This window comes from Pseudomonas weihenstephanensis, assembly GCF_001043055.1.
In the GTDB taxonomy this organism is placed as follows: Bacteria; Pseudomonadota; Gammaproteobacteria; order Pseudomonadales; family Pseudomonadaceae; genus Aquipseudomonas; species Aquipseudomonas weihenstephanensis.
In genome coordinates this window covers 129,909-153,522 of the sequence record NZ_JYLF01000008.1, presented here as the reverse complement: position 1 = coordinate 153,522, position 23,614 = coordinate 129,909, and the positions used below count along the sequence as shown (strand labels likewise).

Below are 23,614 nucleotides of genomic sequence, written 5' to 3'. Positions count from 1 at the left end.
AATAGGCCGATTAAAGGGCGGTGGGATTAAGGCCCGATTATGCCGTTTTTAACACTCGGTTAATCAAGTGCCTCCAAGGTGGCGGCTAATTGAAAATACCAAGGTCTGGCGCATGTCTCGTTTGATTGTGTTTTTTTTCCTGCTGCTGACGGGTTTTAGTCAGGCCTACGCCAGCGACAACCCCTTTGAGCAAAAGGCCGACTTCCTACCGGCTGAACAGGCGTTCGTCTTCAGCGCCGAGCCGCTGCCTTCAGGTGAAACGCGTCTGCAATGGAAAATCACCGATAAGTATTACCTGTACAAGAAGCGTCTGAAGTTCGAGGGCCTGGATGCCGCGCACACGCCACCACTCCCTGAGGGGTTGGCGCACAGTGACGAGTTTTTCGGCGCGACTGAGGTTTATCGAGACCGCCTTGAGCTGCTCATTCCCGCCAATGCCAGCGGCCAGATCAAGGTCAGTTGGCAAGGGTGCGCCGACGCCGGATTGTGTTACTCACCGCAAAGCCAACAGGTTGATCTGGGGGGCGCTCAATCCGCGACTGCGCCCGAACAGGCGCAAGACCAGTCGTTAGCCGCCACTTTGCAGCAGGGTTCACTGGTCTGGAGCTTGCTACTGTTCTTCGGGCTGGGCCTGTTGCTTGCTTTCACCCCTTGTTCGCTACCGATGCTGCCTATTTTGGCAGGCCTGGTGGTGGGTAGCGGCGCCAGCCCCGGTCGCGGCTTTGCGGTGGCGGGCAGTTATGTCGTCAGCATGGCGCTGGTGTACGCAGGTTTGGGAGTACTGGCGGCCTTGCTCGGCGCCAATTTGCAGGCGCTGCTGCAACAGCCGTGGCTGCTCGGCAGTTTTGCCGCGTTATTTGTGGTTCTGGCACTGCCGATGTTTGGTTTCTTCGAACTGCAATTGCCCACCGCGCTGCGTGATCGCCTCGAAACAGCCGGTCGCGGGCGCAAAGGCGGCAGCCTGATTGGCGCGGGCATTCTCGGCGCTTTGTCGGGCTTGCTGGTCGGCCCGTGCATGACCGCACCGCTGGCGGGCGCCTTGCTCTATATCGCGCAAAGCGGCAATGCCGTGGAGGGCGGTTTGGTGCTGTTTACAATGGGTATCGGGATCGGCATGCCGTTGTTGCTTCTGGTCACTGTGGGCAGCCGTTTCCTGCCTAAACCCGGTGCCTGGATGAACCTGATGAAAGGCCTGTTTGGCTTCCTGTTCTTGGGCACCGCCCTGCTGTTGGTGCGCCCGGTGCTGGATGAATCGTTGTGGGTCGGCTTATGGGGCGTCCTGCTGCTGATTTTTGCCAGCAGCCTGTGGCAACAAGGCCAGCCGTTCTTGCGGGCCAAAACCCTGTTCAGCCCATTGAGCCTGGTGGCAGGCATATGGGGCGCACTGATGTTGCTTGGTGCCGCCGGGGGCAGCACCGATACCTGGCAACCGCTTGCGGTGTACACCGCCAAAACCGTGGCGGGCAGCAGTGCCAATACGGGCCACGACGCGTTCATCACGGTCAAGGACATCCCCACCCTTGAGCGAGAACTGGCCAGCGCCAAAGCGCAGGGCCAGTGGGTGATGCTCGACTACTACGCTGACTGGTGCGTGTCCTGCAAGGTGATGGAGAAAAAAGTCTTCGGCCAAGCGCAGGTGATGAACGCCCTGCAAGGCGTGCGCTTGTTGCGTCTGGACGTGACCGCCGATACTGTCGCCAGCCGCGACCTGCTCAGCCGCTATCAAGTACCCGGCCCGCCCAGCTTTATCTGGATAGGCCCCAACGGAGTTGAGCGTCGCGCGCAACGCATTACCGGCGAAGTCAACGCCGAGACTTTTTTGAATAACTGGAACGCCACCCGGGAACTCCTCTAAATGCTGACCCTGACCATCGGTTCGTTTGCACTGGCAATCAACCATTTGCTGCTGATACTGGCCCTCGCCCTGGCGACGCTGGTGGGCTGGCGCGTGGCTAAACGCGGTGGCGAAAACCCTGAGTCAGTGTTGTTCAGCTTGTTCCTGCTGGGTTTGCTGGCAGCACGTATAGGGTTCGTCATTGGCTACTGGCGCTACTTCGAAAACGATCCCCTACAAATGCTCGACCTGCGCGACGGCGGCTTTTTGATGTGGCCGGGATTGCTGGCCGTCGTGGTCGGGGCCGTGGTCTGGAGCTGGCGTCGCACCGGCCTCAGACGCCCGCTCGGCTGGGGGTTGGGCAGTGGCCTGGCGTTCTGGCTGCTCGCCAGTCTGGCCTCGAATCTCTACGACAAAGGCACCCAATTACCCGACATGGCGCTGCGTAATGCCAACGGCGAGTCGGTGCAACTGAGCAGCTATAAAGGCGGCCCGTTAGTGATCAACCTCTGGGCTACCTGGTGCCCGCCTTGCAGACGCGAAATGCCCGTGTTGCAAAACGCGCAGCACCAACACGAAGACGTGACCTTCTTGTTCGTCAATCAGGGCGAGAGCATGCAAAGCGTCAGCACCTTCCTTGAAACCCAAGGTCTGAACCTGAGTAACGTGCTGTTCGACAGTGGCGGCCAACTGGGGCAGAAAGTAGGCTCGATGGCCTTGCCGACCACCCTGTTCTACAACGCTGAAGGACGCTTGCTGGCCAGCCATTTGGGCGAGTTGTCGCAAGCCAGCCTGGCCCGGGCGCTCGAAAATTTTGACCCGAACACCTCAAAGTCAGCCCTCCAGGGCAACCCTGCAAGGACTACCCAATGCCTAACCGCACACTGCTAAACCTGAGCATGACCACACTGCTCGGCGCTGCCCTGCTGCAATCGCCATGGCTGCACGCCGAAGAATTGCCCCCGGCGATCAAAAAAATCGAGGCCAAGGGCGCCAAAATCGTTGGCAGCTTTGACGCGCCCAGCGGTTTGCGCGGCTATGCAGCGCAATACCAGAATCGCGGCATGGCGCTGTACCTGACCAAAGACGGCAACGTGCTGGTGGGTAATTTGTATGATGCCCAAGGCAAAGACCTGAGCCTGGCACCGCTGCAAAAGTGGGTGTACGAACCGATGGCCAAGGAAGTCTGGGCCAACATGGAAAAGAGCAATTGGATCGCAGACGGCAAAAAAGATGCGCCGCGCATTGTTTACCTGTTCAGCGACCCGAACTGCCCGTACTGCAACATGTTCTGGGAGCAAGCCCGTCCGTGGGTAGACTCTGGCAAGGTGCAATTGCGCCACATCATGGTCGGCATCATCCGTGAAGACAGCCCCGGTAAATCGGCCGCGCTGATGGCAGCCAAAGACCCGATGCAAGCCCTGCATGACCACGAAAAAGCCGGCAAAGCCAGCACCCTTAAAGCACTGGGCAGCATCCCGGTCGACGTACAGGCCAAGCTCGATGCCAACATGCAACTGATGACCGAGCTGGACGTAGCGGCCACCCCGGCGATTTTCTATCTCGACGAGCAAGGCAACCTGCAACAGCAGCAAGGCGCGCCGTCGCCAGACAAACTGCTGAAGATTCTCGGTCCCAAATAACGCCACAAAAGGCCCGTGCTTGATGCAAGCACGGGCCTTTGCGCTGACTACAGCCCTTCCAGTTCCGCCATCAAATCGCTGAGACGGTCTACTTTCTCCTCGTTGATTTCACTGCTTTGCAGCCCTTCGATGTACTGCGCCAGTTCCTCCACGCAACTGCATTCGAACATGGCGCGTAACGGCACGTTGCGTTGCAGCACCTTCTGCACCCGCGAAGCAATTTGCGTGGCCAACAACGAATGGCCACCCAACTCGAAGAAGTTGTCGCTCACCCCTACCCGCTCCACCGTCAGCACCTCGGCCCAGATATCGGCCAGGGTCTGTTCCAGCTCGGTGCGTGGCGCCACATAGCCTTCGCGTTGCAACTGGCCGATCTCGATCACAGGCAATGCCTTGCGGTCCAGTTTGCCGTTGGCATTGAGCGGCAAGTGTTCGAGCCATGCCCAATGCAGCGGCACCATGTACTCCGGCAGTTCGGCGCGCAAACAGCGCTTGAGCTGCTCCAGACGCTCGCGGTGGCTCAGCGTCGAAGGCGCCGCCACCAAATAACCCACCAGGTACTTGCCGTTTGGACCTTCTTGAACGCTGACCGCCGCATCGCGTACCTGCGGTTGCTCGTGCAGACGCGCCTCAATTTCGCCCAGTTCAATGCGATAGCCGCGGATCTTCACTTGATGGTCGATGCGCCCCACGTACTCCAGCACCCCGTCCAGGCGTCGGCGTGCCAGATCGCCGGTGCGGTACAAGCGCTCGCCCGGCGCACCGAACGGGTTAGGCACAAACACCGTCGCCGTGCGCAGCGGATCACTGACATAGCCGCGCCCGACCCCGGTCCCGGCTACGCACAGCTCGCCAACGGCACCCAGCGCAACCAGCTGCAAGTCACCGTCGAGCAGGTACAAACGGTTGTTGTCGGTAGGTGTGCCGATGGGCAAATAACTGCCTTGGGTGGAAGCCTGATCGACACGGAAGAATGCCACATCATCAGAGCATTCCGCCGGGCCGTAGGCATTCACCAATCCAACGTGCGGGTAACGCAATAGCCATTGCTGAGCCAGTTCGGGCGGCATCGCTTCGCCCGTCGGCAGCATCCAGCGCAACCCGTCGAGCACAATGCGCTCTTGCGCCAACATCCCCTGAATCAGCGACGGCACGCTTTCCAGCACCGTGATGCCCTGCGCATTGACCTGCGCCAACAAGGCCTGCGGGTCATGGGCGATGGTGTTCGGCACGATGTCGACGCGCGCACCAAACAGGGGTGCAGCCAGGAACTGCCAGACCGAAATATCAAAGCTTTGTGAAGCCGTTTGCGCGATGACGTCGTGTTCGGTCAACTGCAAATACGGCACTTTGCTCAACTGGTTGTTCAACATCCCGCGCTGTTCGACCATCACCCCTTTTGGCAACCCGGTCGAACCCGAGGTGTAAATCACGTACGCCAGATTGTCCGGCTGGCTGTAAACCTGCGGGTTATGGTCGGCCAGCGCGGCGGCTTGTACCTGCTCCCATACCAGTAAACGCGGGCGAATCGGGCAACCCGCCTCGTCGAGCAGCGCCTCGGCCTGTTCGAGGCAGGCTTGGGTGCACACCAGCAACGGCGTGCGGCTCATATCAATAATGCGGCTCAAGCGTGAACTCGGCAGCGCCGGGTCCAGGGGCAAATAACCAGCCCCGGCTTTAAAGCTGCCGATGATCATGCCGAGCAGGTCCAGGCCGCGCTCGGCCAACAGCGCCACCGGCTGGTCCGGCCGCACCAAGGCGTTGATCAAGGCATGCCCCAGACGGTTACTGCGCGCATTCAACTCGCGGTATCGCCACTGCTGATCAAGGCAGCTGGCAGCGATGCGTTCTGGATGGGCTGCCACTTGCGCTTCAAACAGCTGGGCATAGCTCTGATCCAGCGGGTATGGGCGCTGGCTCTGATTGCACCCCGCAAGCAGAAATTCGCGCTCGCAGTCACCCAGCAAGGGCAACTGCGCCATATCGCCTTCCAGCCCGTCCATCAGCGCCAGCAACAGACGCTTGAATTCGGCCAGCAAACGCTCAACGCTGCTGCGTTCGAAGTAGCGCTGGTCATACGACAGGTGCAGGCCCAAGTCATCGCCGGGATAGCACACGGCCGTCAGCGGGAAGTTGGTGTGGGTGCGCCCCGAGTCCGACGTCGCCTTAAGGCTGTGCGCCCGATCCATGACCGTCATGTCGACCGGCGCGTTCTCGAACACAAACAGGCTGTCGAACAGCGGCTGACCTTTTGGCAGCTCGCTGCGCTCCTGAATCGTGACCAACGGCAGGTATTCGTACTCACGCAGCTCCATGTTGTGTTCGAGCAGGTTGCTCAGCCACTGACGCACTCCCAGCGCCTGGCCCTCAGCCGGCATTTGCACGCGCAGGGCCACGCTGTTGATGAACAGACCGACCGTGTGTTGCATCTGCGGCAATTCCACCGGGCGACCGGCCACGGTCACGCCAAACAGTACGTCGCGCTCACCGCTAAAGCGTTGCAGCACTAAGGCCCACGCGGCTTGAGCGAAGGTATTGATGGTCAATTGATGTTGCTGCGCCAGCTCACGCAAGCGCACACCGTCTTGCACCTCAAGCCGGGTGTAGCAGTCGCCCACCAGCATGCCGCCGCTGTCGCCCGCGTGTTCACGCAAGAACGGCCGGTCACTGGGGATGTAAGTGGTTTGCTCGAAACCTTGCAGGTTGCGCTGCCACCAGTCATTGGCCTGTTGCAGGTTGCGCTGCTGCAACCAGCCGATGTAATCGCGGTAGCGCGGCGGTGTGGCCAGTTGTGCAACACGGCCTTCACCCAACGCGCTGTAAATGTCGAAGAAGTCGCTCATCAGCAATGAACGGCACCAGGCGTCAATCAGGATGTGGTGGTTGCTCATCATGAACCAATAACGCTCAGCCCCCAGACGGATCAGGCGCAGGTGGAATGGCGCCTTATTGAGTAAATCAAACCCGACCTCACGCTCCTGCTTGAGCAGGGCTTGCAAGCGCGCTTCATGCCCCTCCTGCGGCTCGGCACTCCAATCCAGATAGTCAATTTCAGTGCTGCCGGGGCGATGAATGATTTGCAGCATGTCTTCGCCCACGTTCCAGCAGAACGAGGCGCGCAGCGCTTCATGCCGCCCGACCACTGCCTGCCAGGCTTGCGCGAACCGTTGCGGGTCAAGCGCGCTGTTGATGCGGTAACGGTCCTGCATGTAATACAACCCGGTACCCGGCTCCAGCAAGGTGTGCAGCAGCATCCCCTCTTGCATCGGGGTCATCGGGTACACGTCTTCAATCAGCTCGGCCGCCACCGGCAAGGCGTCCAGTTGTGCCTGACTAAGCCTGGCCAGCGGGAAGTCAGAAGGCGTCAGGCCGCCAGCGCCGCCACTCACGCAATGGGCTATCAGCGCGTGCAGTTCACTGACATAGGCTTGCGCCAACTGCTCGATGATCGCTGCGTCGTAACGCTGGGCGCTGAATGTCCAGCGCAGCAGTAGCTCGCCGCCATACACCTGACTGTCGATACTCAGTTCGTTGGGCAACGGCCCCAGTGGGTCATGGGCCGCGCCCACAGGTTCGTCCAACGGGTGGAACAGCGCGTCACTGGCAAAGCTCTGGTCGAACTGCCCCAGGTAGTTGAACGTCACCGCCGCTTGCGGCAACGCCGCCAGCGCCTGACGCGTGGCGTTATCGGTCAGGTAACGCAGCACGCCATAGCCCAGCCCTTTATGCGGCACGTTGCGCAGTTGCTCTTTGATAGCCTTGATCGAAGCGCCCTGTTCTTCATCCGGCAACGGGGTCAAACGCACTGGATAGGCGCTGGTGAACCAGCCCACAGTACGGCTCAGGTCGATGTCATCAAACAGCGTTTCGCGGCCATGCCCTTCCAGTTGAACCAGCGCCGACGGCTGCCCGGTCCAACGACACAGCACCCGTGCCAGTGCGCTCAGCAGCAGGTCATTGACCTGCGTGCGGTAAGCACTGGGCGCCTGTTGCAAGAGTTGCCGGGTTCGCTCGGCGTCCAGGTGCACGCTGACCGTCTGCGCGTGCTGATTTTGCCCGCCACCCTGTGGCCTGTCGCAGGGCAGCTCGACCCGTGGCCCGTTCAATTGCTGGCGCCACAGGCTTAACTCTTCACGCAACGATTCGCTGCCGGCATAGGCTTGCAAGCGCTCTGCCCACGCCCGTGAAGCGCTGGTTTTTTCAGGCAACCGCACAGGCTGTTGCGCCGCCAATTGGCGGTACAGCGTTTGCAAATCTTCAAGCAGCACGCGCCATGACACGCCGTCCACCGCCACGTGATGGATAACCAGCAACAAGCGCTGCTGACCTTGCGGCCCATCGACCAACAACGCCCGCAGCAGAGGACCGCTTTGCAGGTCAAGGTTGCGTTGGGCATCGGCGTACAGCGCCTCACATTGCTGCATATCAGACGCGGAGACCTGCCACAAAAGTGCGTGATCGGCCTCGGTGCAATATTGCGCACGCCATTGCCCCGCTGTTTTCTGGAAGCGCAGGCGCAACGCATCATGGTGCTCCAGCAGCGCACTCAGGGCCTGCTCCAGCGTATGGGGCTCAAGCGCCAGACTCGGCTCCAGCAGCAACGACTGGTTCCAGTGCTCACGGTGTGGCATGTCGGTGTCGAAGAACCAATGCTGGATGGGCGTCAGTGCCGACTCACCACTGAGTCGTCCTTGCTCGGCGTGGTGCTGCGCGGTGCGCGTCGCAACCGCCGCCAATGCCTGCACCGTTTGGTGCTGAAACAGGTCACGCGGGCTGAAATGAATGCCCAGTTGCCGCGCACGGCTGACCACTTGAATCGACAGAATGGAGTCGCCGCCCAGTTCAAAGAAGTTGTCGTTGAGACCGATCTGTTTGAGGTTCAACACATCGCACCACACACCGGCCAGGCTTTGCTCCAGCGGGTTGCTGGGGGCCACATACTGTTGACGGTTCAGCTGCGGGTCCGGGGTTGGCAAGGCGCGCCGATCGAGCTTGCCATTGGCCGTCAGCGGCATGCTGGCCAGCAGCATCAGGTGGGTGGGGACCATGTAGTCGGGCAACTGCACCTTGAGCTGCGCTTTGAGTTCATCCCGTAGCGCAGCCTGTTCAACCTCGCTGTGTTGCGCAGCGTCGCACACCAGATACGCCGCCAATTGTTTGCCACCGGCCATGTCGAGCGCCAGCACCACCGCTTCACGCACGTCGTGGTGATCCAGCAGGCGGTTTTCGATTTCCCCCAACTCAATACGGAAACCGCGGATTTTTACTTGATGGTCAACCCGCCCGACGTACTCAACCAAACCATCGGCGCGTTGGCGTACCACATCGCCGGTGCGGTACAGCCGCCCGCCATTATCGGAAAAAGGATCAGCGACAAACCGCTCGGCGGTCATGCCGGGCCGTTGATGGTAGCCCTGCGCCAATCCTGCACCGCCGACATACAACTCACCCGTGGCGCCTTGCGGCACCAGGGCCAACCCGGCGTCGAGGATATACGCCACCCGCGCGCCGATGACCTGGCCGATGGGCACACTGCTCGCGCCCTCTTCCAATTGTTGCGGCGCCAGGCTGGCCAACGGCATGACCACGGTTTCGGTGGGACCATAGGCATTGAAAAACACCTTTGGCGCGAACGCCGCGCGAATCCGTTGCAAGTGCTCGCCGGTCAGCGCCTCGCCGCCGGTGATGCACATGCGCACCGGCAAGGTGTGCTGCTGCGTCGCCAGCCACTGTGCCAACTGGCTGCCGTAGCTGGGGGTGAAGCCCAGAATATTGACCTGTTGCTCGCGGATCAGTTGGCAGATCTGCTGCGCATCCCACTGCCCCTGCGCGCGCAATACCACCCGCGCACCACACAGCAAGGGCACCAGCAAACGTTCCGTCGCCGCATCAAAATTGATTGAGTAGAAGTGCAGCTCACAGTCGTCAGGGCGCATGCCGAAGCGCTCGATCACCGCACGACAGTGCATGGCAATTTCGCCGTGGGACACCACCACGCCTTTGGGCTGCCCTGTGGAGCCAGAGGTGTAAATCAGGTACGCCTGATGCCCCGCCAGGCTGATAAACGGCAGCTCAGCAGACGGGTAATTGTCCAGTTCCTGCGCGAGGTCTTCCATGCACCCGGGCGCGACGTGCTGCGGCAACTCGCCCAAGGCGTCAAACAACGCACGGTGACTCAACAGCAGACCAATGCCGCTGTCTTCAATCATGTAGTGCAAGCGTTCCAGCGGATATTCCGGGTCCAGCGGTACGTAGGCGCCCCCCGCCTTGAGGATCGCCAGCAAGCCGATCACCATCTCCAGAGATCGCTCAAGGGCCAAGCCCACACGCACCTGCGGTCCGACACCGCGCTGGCGCAGCCACCCCGCCAACCGGTTAGCACGGCTGTCCAGTTCGGCGTAGCTCAGGTGCTGGCCGGCGAAGGTCAACGCGATGGCGTCGGGGCGAAGCCGTGCTTGTTCAGCAAACAGGCTATGAATGCACAGGTCCAGCGCATGTTCGGCCACCGGCGCGGCCATGCGTTGCACCAGTTGCTGTTGCTCTGGGGCCAGCATCAGCGGCAACTCGCTCAGGCGCTGTTGCGGATCGCCCAGCAGCGCCTCAAGCAGGTTGAGCCAGTGCGCGGCCATTTTGGCGATGCGCGGTTCGTCAAACAGATCGGTGCTGTACGTCAGGCAGCAACCCAGACGATGGTCAAGGTCAGTGACTTCCAGGTTGAGGTCAAACTTGGTGGCACGCGCATCGTTGGCCAGGTACTCGACGCTCATCCCTGCCAATTCACGGCGTTGCTGGAACGCCCAGCGCTGCACGTTGCACATGACCTGGAACAGCGGGTTATAGGCCGCGCTGCGCGGTGGCTGCAACGCTTCGACCACATGATCGAAGGGCAAGTCCTGATGCGACTGACCTTCAATCACGGTCTGACGCACTTGTTCTATCAGTTCGCCCACACTCATCTGCGCATCGAGTTGGCAACGCAGCACTTGGGTGTTGAGGAAAGCGCCGATCAGCCCTTCGCTTTCAGGGCGGATGCGGTTGGCAACAGGTGCGCCGATGCGCAGATCGCTCTGGCCACTGTAGCGATAGAGCAACACCGCCAGCGCGGCGGTCATGGTCATGAACAGCGTCAGGCCATGCTCGGCATTGAAAGCCCGCACCCGCGCCGCCAATTCGTCGCTCAGGTCGAAGCGGTACAACTCACCCTGATAGCTTTGCACCGGGGGCCGCGCACGGTCGCTCGGCAGCTCCAGCAGCGGGTGTTCGCTGCCCAGTTTGGCGGTCCAGTAATCGAGCTGGCGTTGACGCTCGCCCGACTCCAGCCACTGGCGTTGCCACACGCTGTAATCCAGGTATTGCACGGCCAGCGGGGCCAGCGGTGACAGGCGGTCATCGAGGAAGGCTTCGTAGAGCACGCCCAATTCACGGGCGAAAATGTCCATCGCCCAGCCTTCCGTCACAATGTGGTGCAAGGTCAGCACAAAGTAGTGTTCGCGCTCACCCGCCTTGACCATGCACGCACGCAGCAGCGGCCCCACTTCCAGGTCGAACGGTCGATGCGCTTCACTGTCAGCCAGCGCTTGCAAACGCTGCTGACGCGTCGGTTCATCCAACTGGCTGAGGTCGAGCCAGGCCATGTTTACGCCGGTTTCGTGGTGCACGCGTTGGCACGCCACGCCGTCGATGCTCGGGAAGGTGGTGCGCAAGGTTTCGTGACGCAAGATCAACGCTTGCAACGCGGCCTCAAAACGCCCGACATCCAGCACGCCCTTGAGCCGCGCCATGCCCCCCACGTTGTACGCCGGGCTGTCGGGTTCCATCTGCCACAAGAACCACATGCGCTGTTGCGAGTACGACAAGGGCACCGGCTGACGACGGTCGACTTTTTCAATCGGCCGTTGCGTATTACGTGTGCCCGCCGCCTGAATCAGTGCCACCTGGTCGGCAAACGCTCCCAGTTCACTGGCTTCAAACAGCGTTCGCAGCGCCAGCTCCACATCACACGCCTGACGCACCCGCGAAACGATTTGCGTGGCCAGCAATGAATGCCCGCCCAATGCAAAAAAGTCATCGCGCAAACCGATGCGCGTTTGCCCCAGCACTTCACGCCAGATGCCCGCGATCTGTTGTTGCAGTTCTGTCTCAGGCTCGACATGTTCTCGCACCTGCCACAGCGGTTCAGGCAATGCGCGCCGATCCAGTTTGCCGCTCGGGCTGAGCGGCATGGCGTCCAGTTGCAGCAGTTGCGCGGGCACCATGTACTCCGGCAACACCTGTGCCAGCGCGGCCCTCACGTATTCGTTGTCAAAGGCGTCAGCCCCGTGCGCAGTGTAGTAACCGATCAGTTGCGGCCCCGCGGCGGTTTCACGAATCAAGACTGCCGCTTGCGCCACACCCGGTAGTGCCAGCAAACACGCTTCGATCTCTTGCGGTTCGACACGAAAGCCGCGCAATTTGACCTGTTGGTCGAGTCGCCCGAGGTACTCCAGCACACCGTCGGCGCCCCAGCGCACCTGATCGCCCGTGCGGTACAAGCGCGCGCCAGGCTCACCCAGCGGGTCGGCGATAAAGCGCTCGGCAGTCAGCCCCGGCCGTTGCAGGTAGCCACGCGCCAAACCGATACCGCCGATGCACAACTCACCCGGCACCCCGGCCGGCAGCGGGTTCAGCTCACTGTCGAGAACACGGCACAGCACGTTGCCCAGCGGTCGTCCAATGGGCGAGCGCTCGCCGTCTTCGGGACCGCAGTGCCAATGGGTCACGTTGATGGCGGTTTCGGTGGGGCCGTAGCGGTTATGCAATTGCACCTGTGGCCATTGCGCCAGCACCCGATTGCGCAATTCGGCCGGCAGCGCTTCGCCCCCCGAGAACAGGCGACGCAGGCTGTGGCACTGCGCCGCCTGAGGTTCATCCACAAACAGACGCAACAACGGCGGCACAAAATGCAAGGTGGTCACGCCAAACTGCTGCACCAACTGCGCGATACGCTGCGGGTCGCGGTGCTCGCCGGGGGCGGCCAGTACCAATGGGCACCCGGTGATCAGCGGCCAGAAGCACTCCCACACCGACACGTCAAAACTGATCGGCGCTTTTTGCATCAGCACATCGTCGGCGTGTAGCCCGTAAGTGGCCTGCATCCATTGCAAACGCTCACTCAGCGCGGCATGGGTGTTGCCTACGCCTTTGGGTTGCCCGGTGGAGCCAGAGGTGTAAATCACGTACGCGAGGTTGTCGCCGTGCAGGTGCAAGCCCGGCGCGTGGCTCGGCCAGTTGTCGAGCTTGAGCAAGTCCATCGCAATGACGCTGACGGCTTCGACAGCAGGCAAGGCAGCGAGCAGTTGGCTTTGAGTCAGCAACAATTGGGCACCGCAATCCTCAAGCATGTAGGCCAGGCGGTCCTGCGGGTAATCGGGGTCCAACGGCACATAGGCGCCACCGGCCTTGAGAATCGCCAGCAGCCCGATCAACAGTTGTGGCGAACGCTGGGCGGCAATCGCGACGCGTACATCCGGGCCGACGCCTTTATCGCGCAGGTAGTTGGCCAACCGGTTGGCCTGAGCATGCAGGCTGGCAACGTCAAGGCTGCCACCGTCCCACAGCAACGCTACAGCGCCAGGCGTTTGCAGGGCCTGTTGTTCCAATAATTGCGGCAACCACTGCGCTGCTGGCGCGCAAGGTGCCTTGCCCCAGCCTTGCTGCACAGCGCACTGCTGAGCCGAGAGCATGTGCAAATCACCGAGTGGCTGATCCGCGCGCGCACTCACCTGGCCCAACAGGCTGACAAACTGCTCGGCCAGACGGGCAATCGTGCTGGCATCGAACAGTTCATCGGCGTAATCGAATGACAGTTTCAGGCGCCCCTGGCGGTCTTCTTCACTGTGCAACTGCAAGTCGAACTTGGCTTCGCGGCTGTGCCACTCCAACTCTTCGGCGAGCAAACCCGGCAACCGGCGCAAGGCACTCAGGTCGCGCTGCTGGTGATTGAACATGACCTGAAACAAACCGTGCTCGCGAGCCTGCGGGCAGGCTTCGACCAATTGTTCGAACGGCAAATCCTGATGCGCTTGAGCCTCCAATGTGGCCTGACGGGTGTGTTGCACCAGCTCTGCAAACGTTAAACGCCCCTCCACATGACCGCGCAGCACCAAGGTGTTGATGAAGAAGCCGATCAGGCCGTGGGTTTCCTGACGTGGCCGGTTGGCGCTGGGCACGCCAATGCGAATGTCGTTCTGGCCGCTGTAGCGATAGAGCAGGGTTTGGAAAGTCGCCAATAGCCACATGAACGGCGTGGCATTGTGCGCGTGCGCCGCCGTGCGTACCGCCCCACTCAGGGCGGCGTCCAGCGTTAAGCTGTGGCGGGCAGCGCTGGCGCGCTGGAGAGCTGAACGCGGGTGGTCGGCCGCCAGCCGCAACACCGGATGCTCATCGCCCAACTGGCGGTGCCAGTAATCGAGCTGGCGTGCCGCTTCACCTTGCGCCAGCCATTGGCGCTGCCAACTACCATAGTCAGCGTATTGCAGCGCCAGCGGCGTCAGTTCCAGCGGCTGGCCGAGACAGGCAGCCGCGTACAACCGTGAGAACTCTTCTATCAACAGGTTGAGCGACCAGCCATCGGCAATGATGTGGTGCAAGGTCAAGAGCAACTGGTGCTCTTCGTCATCGAGCTTGACCAGCGTGACCCAGAACAACGGACCGTTTTGCAGATCGAACCGGGTGTGTGCTTGTTCATCGCGTATCTGTTGTGCACGGGACTCGCGCTGATCAACTGCCAGGTCGCTGAGATCAATCCGTTGCAGGTCAAAATCTGCACGTTCATCGACCCACTGCATGGCTTGCCCGTCATGCTCATAAAAGCGCGTGCGCAAGGCTTCATGGCGTTCAACCAACTGCGCAAAACTGCTGCACAACGCGGCTTCGTTGAGTTCACCGCGCAGGCGCAAGGCACCGGGAATCGTGTAGGCGCTGCTGGTCGGGTCGAGCTGCCACATAAACCACAAGCGGTTTTGCGCCAGCGATTGAGGCAGGCCGTTCTGGCGCGGCAATGCCACGATGGCGCCCTGGGCCACGCCGCCATCCTGCTGCAATGCGCCGATTTGCGCAGCGAAAGCGCCCAGCGTCGGCGCTTCAAACAACAGGCGCAGGCTCAGCTCCAGCTTGAGTTCTTCGCGCAGGCGGGCAATCACTTGGGTGGCGAGAATCGAGTTACCGCCCAACAGGAAGAAATGATCATCGCCAGCGACTTGCTCGACCTGCAAGTGCTCACACCAGACCCAGGCAATCAGCGCTTCAAGTTCGGACACGCGCTGCGCGCCATCCTCTTTGAGCGCTGCATCGTCGCCCGACGGGAACTGCGCGTAACTGTCGAGACTGCCATCGGCCAGGCGATTGCGACAGGCTGAACGTTGCAGTTTGCCGCTGGAGGTTTTGGGCAACGCGCCGGGGTTGAGCAGCACGACCACGCTGGGTGCTTGCTGGCAGGCGTCGGCTACCGCTTGGCGAATGGCATTGATCAACGCGTCGGGGGGGAGAATTTTTTGCACGCTGCGGCTGATTTCTGCCGCAATGCCAATCCCCTCCTCGCCTTTGACATTCACCGCAAACGCCGCCACCCGACCTTTGCGCACCACTTCGACTTCGCGCTCGATGGTTTTTTCGATGTCTTGCGGGTACAGATTTTGCCCGCGCACGATCAGCAGGTCTTTCAAGCGACCGGTGATAAACAACTCGCCGTCGTGCATAAACCCCAGATCGCCGGTGCGCAGCCAGGTCGCCCCCTGAAACTCGACAAAGGTGTTGGCACTGGCCTGGGGGTTGCGCCAGTAACCGTGGGCAATACTCGGGCCGCTGGCCCACACTTCACCGACGCGATTCTCAGCCAGCACGTGGAGCTGACCCGGTTCGACGATCAATACCGCGTGTTCAGGCTGGCTGGTGCCACAGCTCATCACCGGGCTACCGTCGCCCGGCACAATGCGGTTATCGGCCAGCGCCAATTCGTCCAGGCACAAGGCCGGGATGCCCTGACCGCGTTGGCCACCGGCCACAAACAGCGTGGCCTCAGCCAAACCATAGGAGGCGAAATAACTGGCGGGGGTAAAACCGCAGGAGGCGAACTTCTCGGCGAAGCGCTCAAGGCTGTCCTGGCGGATCGGTTCAGAACCCGAGTACGCCACGCGCCAGCGGCTCAGGTCCAAGCCTGCCAGCGCCGTGTCACTGACTCGCTCGCTGCACAATCGATACGCAAAGTCCGGGCCGCCGCTGATAGTGCCGCCGTACTCGCTGATCGCTTCAAGCCAGCGCAAAGGGCGGGTCAAAAAGTACGCCGGGGACATCAATATGCACGGCACACCGCTGAAAATCGGCTGCAACAAACCGCCAATCAAGCCCATGTCGTGGTACAGCGGCAACCAGCTGACAATGACGTCGTCCGGGTTCAGGTCGATGCCAAAACCACGGCGAATCAATACTTCATTGGCCACCAGATTGCCGTGGGTGACTTGCACCCCTTTGGGCAAGGCGGTGGAACCCGAGGTGTACTGCAAGAACGCAATGTCGTCAGCCTGCAAGGCGATCGGTTGCCAGCCCTGAGCAATGCCCGGTTCAAGCTCATCGACACACAACAGCTGTGGCGCGCCTTCGCCTGAGAGTTCATCCATGTGCAGCAAGGACGCGCGCAAACCGCTGCTGGTCAACAGCAGGCGCGGCTCGGCATCGGTCAGAATCGACAGCAAACGCTCTTGATGATGACGTCGCGCTGACTCAGGCGGATAAGCCGGTACAGCAATGACACCCGCGTACAGGCAGCCGAAAAACGCAGCCACATAATCCGGGCCACTGGGAAACAACAACACCGCGCGATCACCCACCCGGGCATTGGCCTGCAATGCTGCGGCAATGGTGCGCGCGCGAAGATCCAGATCGCCATAGCTCAGCACCTGGCCTGCCTGCGGGTCGTCGGCCAGAAAGCGTAACGCCAGTTGATCCGGGGTGTGGGCTGCACGTTGTTGCAGGGCTTGGGCCAATGTGCCGGGAAGTTCGAACGCGTCCATCATGGGGTTTCCTGCCTGGGGTCGGCTTGAAAGAAATTCGGTCTGCTAGAAGTACGAGGCGCCGGGGCTGCGCTTTACACGCTCGCCCCGGCCAACTGCCGGGCCTGGTGATTGCGCCAGCGGGCCAGATGCTCTTCGAGATAACGGCGCACGCAGCGCAGCAAGGGCTGCTCTTGCTCGACCAGAAAGAAGTGGTGCCCCTCAAACATGTCGAGGGAAAAGACGCTGCTGGTGTCGGCCTGCCAATCGAGCAATTGTTCGGCACGTACGCTGTCCTGCTTGCCGCCGAAGACGTGGATCGGCAGCGCCAGGGCGGGTCGTTGACCGTGGACGAAACTGCCGCACAACAGAAAGTCCGCACGCATGATGGGCAGCATCAATTGCATCAATTCGCCATTGCCCAGCACCGCTTCGTCAGTGCCTTTCAACTCACGTAAACGGGCGATCAGTTGCGCATCGGTTTTAGCCACGGTGTATTCGCTCACATCGCGCCGGGCAGGCCCCGCCGTCGCTGACGCAAACAGCGCCAGCGGTTCAGGCACGCCGCGTGTGCGCAAGGCATGCACCAGCTCAAAGGCCAGCAACCCGCCCAGGCTATGGCCGAACAACGCATAAGGCCGGTCCAGCTCCAGGCTGATTTCATCCGCCAACTGGCTGGCCAAACGCTGGATATCGCATTGCAGCGGTTCGTCCATGCGCATGCCGCGCCCTGGCAGCTCCAGCGGACGCACGTGCAGCCATGCAGGTAATGAGCGGCGCCAGCGGCTGTACGACATGGCACTGGCGCCCGAATGCGGCAAGCAAAACAAGCGCAGTTTGATCTCGTCGCTCATATCAAACAGCCACTGCGGTATGAGGCGCCAATGCTCGGGCGGTGCGCGCTGTCACCCGGCTGAAACACACCCTGTTCACGATCAAAAAACATCTCGCCCTCCTGTCCGAGCCATTACGCGGCCAGCATTGATGCCCGACCTTTGTCCATTGAGAACGGTTGGCCACGGCAAATAATTAGTCTGGCGCCAGACAGCGGTTTTGAGCGGATACGGCGTGATGTGAGGTGTTTCTCAAAGTTTTGTAATTGCGATCATTAATTCTCTTTCTCAATTGACAATCATTATCATTCAACCTAATTTGTTGCCAGCTGTGTAGGCGGCGCCTTGTGTACCCGCCCACACTTTTTCAATTGCAGCAGGTGATTTCCATGACGGAACAAGTGTTCACAAGCAAGTGCGATTCACCCTTACTTCAAGCCTTTGTTGAAAACAGGCTCATTCTGGTCAAGATCGCCGCGCGCATTACCGGTTGTCGTTCCAGGGCTGAAGATGTGGTGCAAGACGCCTTCTTCCGCTTGCAGTCAGCGCCGCAAATCACCTCTTCCTTCAAGGCGCAGTTGAGTTACCTGTTTCAGATCGTGCGAAATCTGGCGATCGATCATTACCGCAAGCAGGCGCTGGAGCAGAAATACTCCGGTACAGAAGAGGAAGGCTTGAATGTGGTCATCCACGGCGCGTCGCCCGAAACCTCGCACATCAACTTCTCGACCCTGGAAAACATCGCCGAAGCGCTGACCGAGCTGCCTAGCCGCACGCGCTATGCGTTCGAGATGTACCGGTTGCACGGTGTGCAGCAAAAAGACATCGCCAAGGAGCTGGGCGTGTCCCCCACGCTGGTGAACTTCATGATCCGCGATGCACTGATTCACTGCCGCAAGGTCTCGGGCACCCCGCGCGATACCTTCGCACGCCGTTAAAGCCCGAGCCTTGCGCTCGATCCTGTAGCCGCGGGCGAGGCATGCGACTACAGGTCAGCACGGGTCAGAGCAATGAGCACCCGTCAAAGAACCGCTCGCGGCTTTGCATCATCAGCGCTGCGCGCTTGTGCGGGAAGTTGAACTCTTTTTCGCAGTGATACCCCTGAGCCTGCATGTAGCCGATCATTTTTGCGTTATCGGCACGCGGCTCTGCCACCACCCGCCGGGTGCGCGGGTCAGCCAAAAACAGGTAATGGGTGAGCGCCGACAGCCAACTGGCCACTTTGTGCGGCCCACGATGCGCCTGCTCCCCCACCAGCATATGAATGCCGCGATCAAAATCATCCACGTCGTAAAACGGCGCGATGCGGTCTTCCTTGGCCCAATACGCCTCAAAGTACGCAAATGGCTGATCGTCGAAACAACCGATCAAGGTCAGGGTATGCGGGTCAGCGGCCAGGGTTTCGAGAAACTGGCGATGACGCTCAAGCGTGCCGCCCTCCTCCCAGAAGTCCATGACTCGCGGGGTGTTTTGCCAGCGGCTGAAACGCTCAAGGTCCAACTCGATATCCAGCGTGCGCAGGGAGATCCATTGACCGAGCCGTGAATCAAACCGGCGATACACTTCCCCCTCCGGTTTGGGCGCTCGCAGCGGGTGACGTTTGCCTGCGCTGATGACCATGTGCAATGGATACGCTGGCGCAACTGTTTCGCCCAGCCACGGCTGAGGCCGCTGCCAAAACAGGCTGCGCAAACAGGTGTATTGACCGGCGATGTCAGTGGCCAGAAGCAGACCGTCAAGCAGTGCTTCATGGGGGGGCTGGCTGAGGTGCCAAGTCAGTTGCTGGCAGTGCGGATCACTGGCCAACAACCAGTAACACCCCGCCCAGACGGCCTGGAGTGACGGCGCCGCACGGTGATCGCCCAGGTACACATTCAGCCCTTCGCCGCGCTCAAGTCGCAGGTCGATCAACGGCTCATGGCCGAGGGCAAGGGTCAGGCGGGTGTCTGTCACGTCGGCGCTCAAATCGCGCCAGCAGGGTTGATGCGCTAAAACAGAAGTCATGGTATGGGCTCACGATTATCGTCAACAGTCAGGCTGTTTGACGTTAGCCGCTCGCTGGAATTTAGGGCAGGGTTTGGGGCGATGCCGTGCGAACCGGCACCAGGGCAATTTTGAACGGCGCAAAAATAGCGTTCATTTGCCCGTTGTCCCGCAGTTTTTGCAGCAGGTCTGCAAATTGAGGCCCGGTGATCGGCGCCTGCGGGCGCAACAACGCGTAGTGATGGTAGATCTGGTCGATCCGCTGCGAGACCAGGATGTTGTGCTGGATCTGCGGATCGCGACTGAGCAGCTCAGCCAGGTTGGAGCGCGTGATCAAGGCGATGTCGACCCTGGCGCGCAATACCATCTGCAGATTGCTCTCATGGGAATAGGTGAGCACCGCGTTGAAGGTCTGCGTCAGGTATTTAGGTGAAGAGTCGAACCCTGCAAACGCGTAGTGATAACCGCTGAACAACGCCAACCGCTTGTTGCTCAAGTCGTCGAAGTAATGTTGCTGGCGTTGCGGCTGGCGCCTGGCGACAAACACCTCGGCATCTTCCAGCCCCATGTCGACAGCGCTGTAAGCAATGCCCTGCCAGCCCCAGGCCGGGTTTTCGAACATCACGACATCGACCCGCCCTTGCTCGAAATCGCGGAAGCGACGGGGAATGGAGCTGGGCACCAGTACAAAACGGTAGTCACTTTGCAGGCGGTTCAACGCCTCCAGCAATTGCGGCAGCAAGCCGGTGTCGGCGCCGCTTTCAGGGCGCACGGTGTAAGGGGGGAAATGAGCTGCGCCGACCCTGATTTCCTGAGCCGCCCACACAGGTGTCAGGCACATCATGCCAAGGGCCAGCAACACGCTATGAGCCATCCGGACTGGCAAACACTTCAAACCGTACACCTCTGGAAACGCCCTTGGCTGGAACTTATTGATCGCCACACGACCTGAGATCGGGCGTGCTGGCAATTTAAGCCTGTATAGCCTACCAAGGAAGCGCTTGACTGGCCCATACAAAATAGAACCTAGGCGGATGTCAACGCTTTAGCTACGCTCCATTGCTCAACGCGGATGCTGTTAAAGGAAGCTGCACATGCCTCACTGGCTGGTAATTGATCTGGAAGCCACAACCGACGATGGCGGCTGGCCTCTGGAGGAAATGGAGGTAATTGAAATCGGTGCCAGTGTTGTCACGCGGGCTGGCCGTGAGGTGGATCATTTCCAGCGTTTTATTCGCCCAGCACGCCGCCCTTTGCTCACGCCCTTCTGTCGCCAATTAACACGCATCACTCAAGCCAACATTGATGGCGCGGCACCGCTGCCCCTCGTCTGGGAGCAGTTTGAGCGCTGGCTTGGGCAACACGGGCCCAAGCTTGAGGCCTGGGCCAGCTGGGGCGATTATGACCGCCTGCAACTTGAGCAGGAGTGGCAGCAAAAACAGCTCAACAGTGTGCTGGCACACCTGCCGCACCTGAACCTCAAGCAGCAATTTGCTCATGCCCGTCAGTTGAAGCGACCGCTGGGCCTCAACAGTGCGTTGCAACTGGCGGGCATGCAATTTAACGGTCAGCAACATCGGGCACTGGAAGATGCGCGAAATACCGCACGTTTATTGCCGCTGATTCTTGAAGATAAGCGCTTATAAAAGGGCGTGACGGGATAAAACGGCTTCTGCATACTGGCCAGCCATTTTTAGCCCTTCCCGAGGAATCGCCATGTTTAAAGTCAACGAATACTTCGACGGCACCGTCAAGTCGATTGCCTTCACGCAAGCTGAAGGCAAAGCCACCATTGGCGTCATGGCCCCGGGTGAATACGAGTTCGGTACGGCCGAGCGAGAAATCATGCACGTGGTCTCGGGCGAACTGAGCGTCAAACTGCCAGGCAGCGACACATTTCAAACCTTTAAAACCGCCAGCCAATTCAACGTACCGGCCAACAGCAAGTTTCAGCTCAAGGTCGCGGTTGAAACCGCTTACCTGTGTGAATACCGCTGAGATACCCCCCGGGTGTAGCTACCTCGCAAGGCGCACGCGCAAGACGTCGCCTCGCGTTACTCGTCAACGGCTACACATACAACGCACTCTTCAGGCAATCACTCTCGTCCATTGAACTGCAAGGCCGCCAACCGCGCATACAGAGGGTTGCTGGCGATCAGTTCGGCATGGGTGCCAATAGCCACCAGCTTGCCGTGATCCATGACCGCAATGCGGTCGGCATTTTGCACCGTGGCCAAACGGTGGGCGATCACCAGCGTAGTGCGCCCCGACATCAGGCTGGGCAACGCTTGTTGAATCAAGTGTTCGCTTTGAGCATCCAATGCGCTAGTGGCTTCATCCAGCAACAGGATCGGTGCATCCACCAGTAAGGCGCGGGCAATCGCCAAACGCTGACGTTGGCCGCCCGACAACCCAAGCCCACCATCGCCCAAATGAGTCTGATAACCCTGGGGCATTTGCAAAATGAACTCATGCGCGTGGGCAATGCGCGCGGCCGCCTCCACTTGCGCGTCAGTGGCCTGAGGGTTGCCGTACCGAATGTTGTCCTCCACGGTGCCGAAAAACAGCGCCGGGTTTTGGGACACCAGGGCAAAACAGCGGCGCAGGTCTTGCGGGTCTAATTGCGAAATGGGCAGCCCTTCAAGCAGGATCTGACCGTGCTGCGGGTCGTAGAAGCGCAGCAGCAAATCAAACAGCGTGGATTTGCCCGCGCCAGACGGCCCCACCAGCGCCAATGTCTCGCCTGCATGGATGGTCAGCGTGAGGTCTTCAAGGGCGTAGCGTTCAGGCCGTGACGGGTAGGAAAAATACAGCCGATCAAGCTGAAGATTGCCTGCCACCCGCTCAGGCAAAGCCTGCACCCCCTGGCTGGGCGACACGATCAGGCTTTGGGATTGCAGCAGCTCTGCGATCCGTTCGGCTGCGCCTGCTGCGCGCTGCAATTCACCGATGACTTCACTTAACGTGCCAAAAGCGCTGCCTACGATCAGGCTATAGAACACAAACGCTGCCAGCTCACCGCCCGTGATACGCCCTGCGATCACGTCCATGCCGCCCACCCACAACATGACCCCGACAGCACCCAGCACCAGCAAGATCACCAGCGTTATCAGCCAGGCACGCTGAGCAATACGCTTGCGCGCGGTGGCAAAGGCCTGCTCCACCGTTTGGGCAAAGCGTTGACGGTCCTGCTGTTGGTGGTTATAGGCCTGCACGGTTTTGATCTGCCCCAGCGCTTCGGACACGTAACTGCCTACGTCGGCAATCCGGTCCTGGCTCTCACGCGACAAACCCCGCACCCGTCGGCCGAAAATCAAAATCGGCGCCAGCACCAGGGGCAACGCCACCACCACGATGCTGGTGAGTTTGGGGTTGGTCACGAACAGCAGCACGATACCGCCGATCACCATCAGGCTGTTGCGCAAGAACAGTGACAAGGAAGAGCCAATCACCGATTGCAGCAACGTGGTGTCCGCAGTCAGCCGGGACTGGATTTCCGAGCTGCGGTTGTTCTCATAGAACCCTGGGTGCAAGTCGATCAGATGGTTAAACACCTGGCGCCGGATATCGGCCACCACCCGTTCCCCGATCCACGACACCAGGTAAAAGCGCACAAAAGTGCCCACCGACAATGCCAGCACCAGCAGCATAAACAAGCCGATGGACTGGTTAAGCAGATGCGCAGACTGGGTCATGAAACCTTTGTCCACCAGCAAACGAATACCCTGCCCCATCGACAGCGTGATGCCGGCGGTCACAATCAGCGCCAGTAATGCACCTAGCGCTTGCCAGCGATACGGCGCAACAAAATGAGTGGCCAAACGAATGGCGCGGCGTTGAACGGAAGAAAGCATCCAGGGCATCCGAAAAATCAGCAAAAGAATGGACAGCGATTAAAGGCTGACAGCCTACAACGAATGTTCTGTAAGACCTGTAAACCTTTCTCACTCGTTTTGAATATGACCGGGTGCAGCAAACCGTAGGCCTGAATGATCTAAACCGAGGCTGGTAGTTTCAAGATAATTCTGTTTGAGTAAATGGCCGCCAAGTGTTGTCACTGCTTGGTCATTAAACGGAACTACATTAGCGCTACACCCTGATGAGGAGACAGGCCATGGACTTGCAACACAACGCTCAACACGCAGTACCGGTGATTCGGACTCAGCCAGACCAGTCATTGGGGTGCGCGATCATTGATGCGCAGGGCAATGAAGTGTCGATCACTGAAGAAATGATTCAACACGCGTGCGCCGAACTGGATAAACGCCTGGTTCAGCCCAAGCACGAGAATTGATA

The 23,614-nt window shown here is 60.2% G+C and carries 12 protein-coding genes; 7 read left to right on the top strand and 5 right to left on the bottom strand.

What is annotated here, in order from left to right; translation table 11 throughout:
• The first annotated feature begins 112 nt into the window (after positions 1-112).
• The 3 genes from dsbD to dsbG are packed head-to-tail and all read left to right on the top strand — an operon-like array spanning position 113 to position 3,477.
• Positions 113-1,855, top strand: coding sequence for a protein-disulfide reductase DsbD (gene dsbD / locus TU86_RS17920; RefSeq protein ID WP_048365660.1), 1,743 nt, complete (start codon positions 113-115; stop codon positions 1,853-1,855).
• A complete protein-coding gene (locus tag TU86_RS17915; protein ID WP_048365659.1) occupies positions 1,856-2,725 on the top strand; it encodes a TlpA family protein disulfide reductase in 870 nt (289 codons plus the stop codon). It begins immediately after the preceding gene.
• Entirely contained in the window at positions 2,704-3,477 is a 774-nt protein-coding gene (gene dsbG, locus TU86_RS17910) for a thiol:disulfide interchange protein DsbG (RefSeq protein ID WP_048365658.1), read from the top strand. Before TU86_RS17915 ends, dsbG begins: the two co-directional genes overlap by 22 nt.
• A 47-nt stretch (positions 3,478-3,524) precedes the next feature.
• Here dsbG and TU86_RS17905 read toward each other — a convergent pair whose 3' ends face one another.
• Both TU86_RS17905 and TU86_RS17900 read right to left on the bottom strand, forming a co-directional pair.
• The gene (locus TU86_RS17905; protein WP_048365657.1) at positions 3,525-16,526 is read right to left on the bottom strand and encodes a non-ribosomal peptide synthetase; all 13,002 of its coding nucleotides are present in this window, start codon (positions 16,524-16,526) and stop codon (positions 3,525-3,527) included.
• A gap of 71 nt (positions 16,527-16,597) precedes the next feature.
• Positions 16,598-17,356, bottom strand: coding sequence for a thioesterase II family protein (locus tag TU86_RS17900; RefSeq protein WP_048365656.1), 759 nt, complete (start codon positions 17,354-17,356; stop codon positions 16,598-16,600).
• 368 nt (positions 17,357-17,724) lie between these two features.
• On the opposite strand from TU86_RS17900, the gene TU86_RS17895 reads away from it, so the two are divergent.
• Positions 17,725-18,273, top strand: a complete 549-nt coding sequence (locus TU86_RS17895; RefSeq protein WP_048365720.1) for an RNA polymerase factor sigma-70 — start codon at positions 17,725-17,727, stop codon at positions 18,271-18,273.
• Between the two features lie 64 nt (positions 18,274-18,337).
• Here the strand turns inward: TU86_RS17895 and TU86_RS17890 are convergent, their stop codons facing one another.
• Positions 18,338-19,339 (bottom strand): GNAT family N-acetyltransferase, encoded by a 1,002-nt coding sequence (locus TU86_RS17890; RefSeq protein WP_048365655.1) that lies wholly within the window; start codon positions 19,337-19,339, stop codon positions 18,338-18,340.
• A 61-nt stretch (positions 19,340-19,400) separates the two neighbouring features.
• On the bottom strand, positions 19,401-20,192 hold the full coding sequence (locus tag TU86_RS17885) for a substrate-binding periplasmic protein (protein WP_048365654.1): 792 nt from the start codon (positions 20,190-20,192) through the stop codon (positions 19,401-19,403).
• A gap of 220 nt (positions 20,193-20,412) precedes the next feature.
• Between TU86_RS17885 and TU86_RS17880 the strand changes: the two genes are divergently transcribed.
• Together TU86_RS17880 and ppnP are read left to right on the top strand one after the other, a co-directional pair.
• Positions 20,413-20,964: a 3'-5' exonuclease gene (locus TU86_RS17880; protein WP_048365653.1), complete on the top strand. Its 552-nt coding sequence runs from the start codon at positions 20,413-20,415 to the stop codon at positions 20,962-20,964.
• A 70-nt stretch (positions 20,965-21,034) separates the two neighbouring features.
• The gene (gene ppnP, locus TU86_RS17875; RefSeq protein WP_048365652.1) at positions 21,035-21,316 is read left to right on the top strand and encodes a pyrimidine/purine nucleoside phosphorylase; all 282 of its coding nucleotides are present in this window, start codon (positions 21,035-21,037) and stop codon (positions 21,314-21,316) included.
• A 98-nt stretch (positions 21,317-21,414) separates the two neighbouring features.
• Here ppnP and TU86_RS17870 read toward each other — a convergent pair whose 3' ends face one another.
• Positions 21,415-23,181: an ABC transporter transmembrane domain-containing protein gene (locus tag TU86_RS17870; RefSeq protein WP_162207809.1), complete on the bottom strand. Its 1,767-nt coding sequence runs from the start codon at positions 23,179-23,181 to the stop codon at positions 21,415-21,417.
• Between the two features lie 251 nt (positions 23,182-23,432).
• Here TU86_RS17870 and TU86_RS17865 point away from each other — a divergent pair, with 251 nt between their 5' ends.
• Positions 23,433-23,612: a PA1571 family protein gene (locus TU86_RS17865; RefSeq protein ID WP_048365650.1), complete on the top strand. Its 180-nt coding sequence runs from the start codon at positions 23,433-23,435 to the stop codon at positions 23,610-23,612.
• The last annotated feature ends 2 nt before the right edge of the window (positions 23,613-23,614 follow it).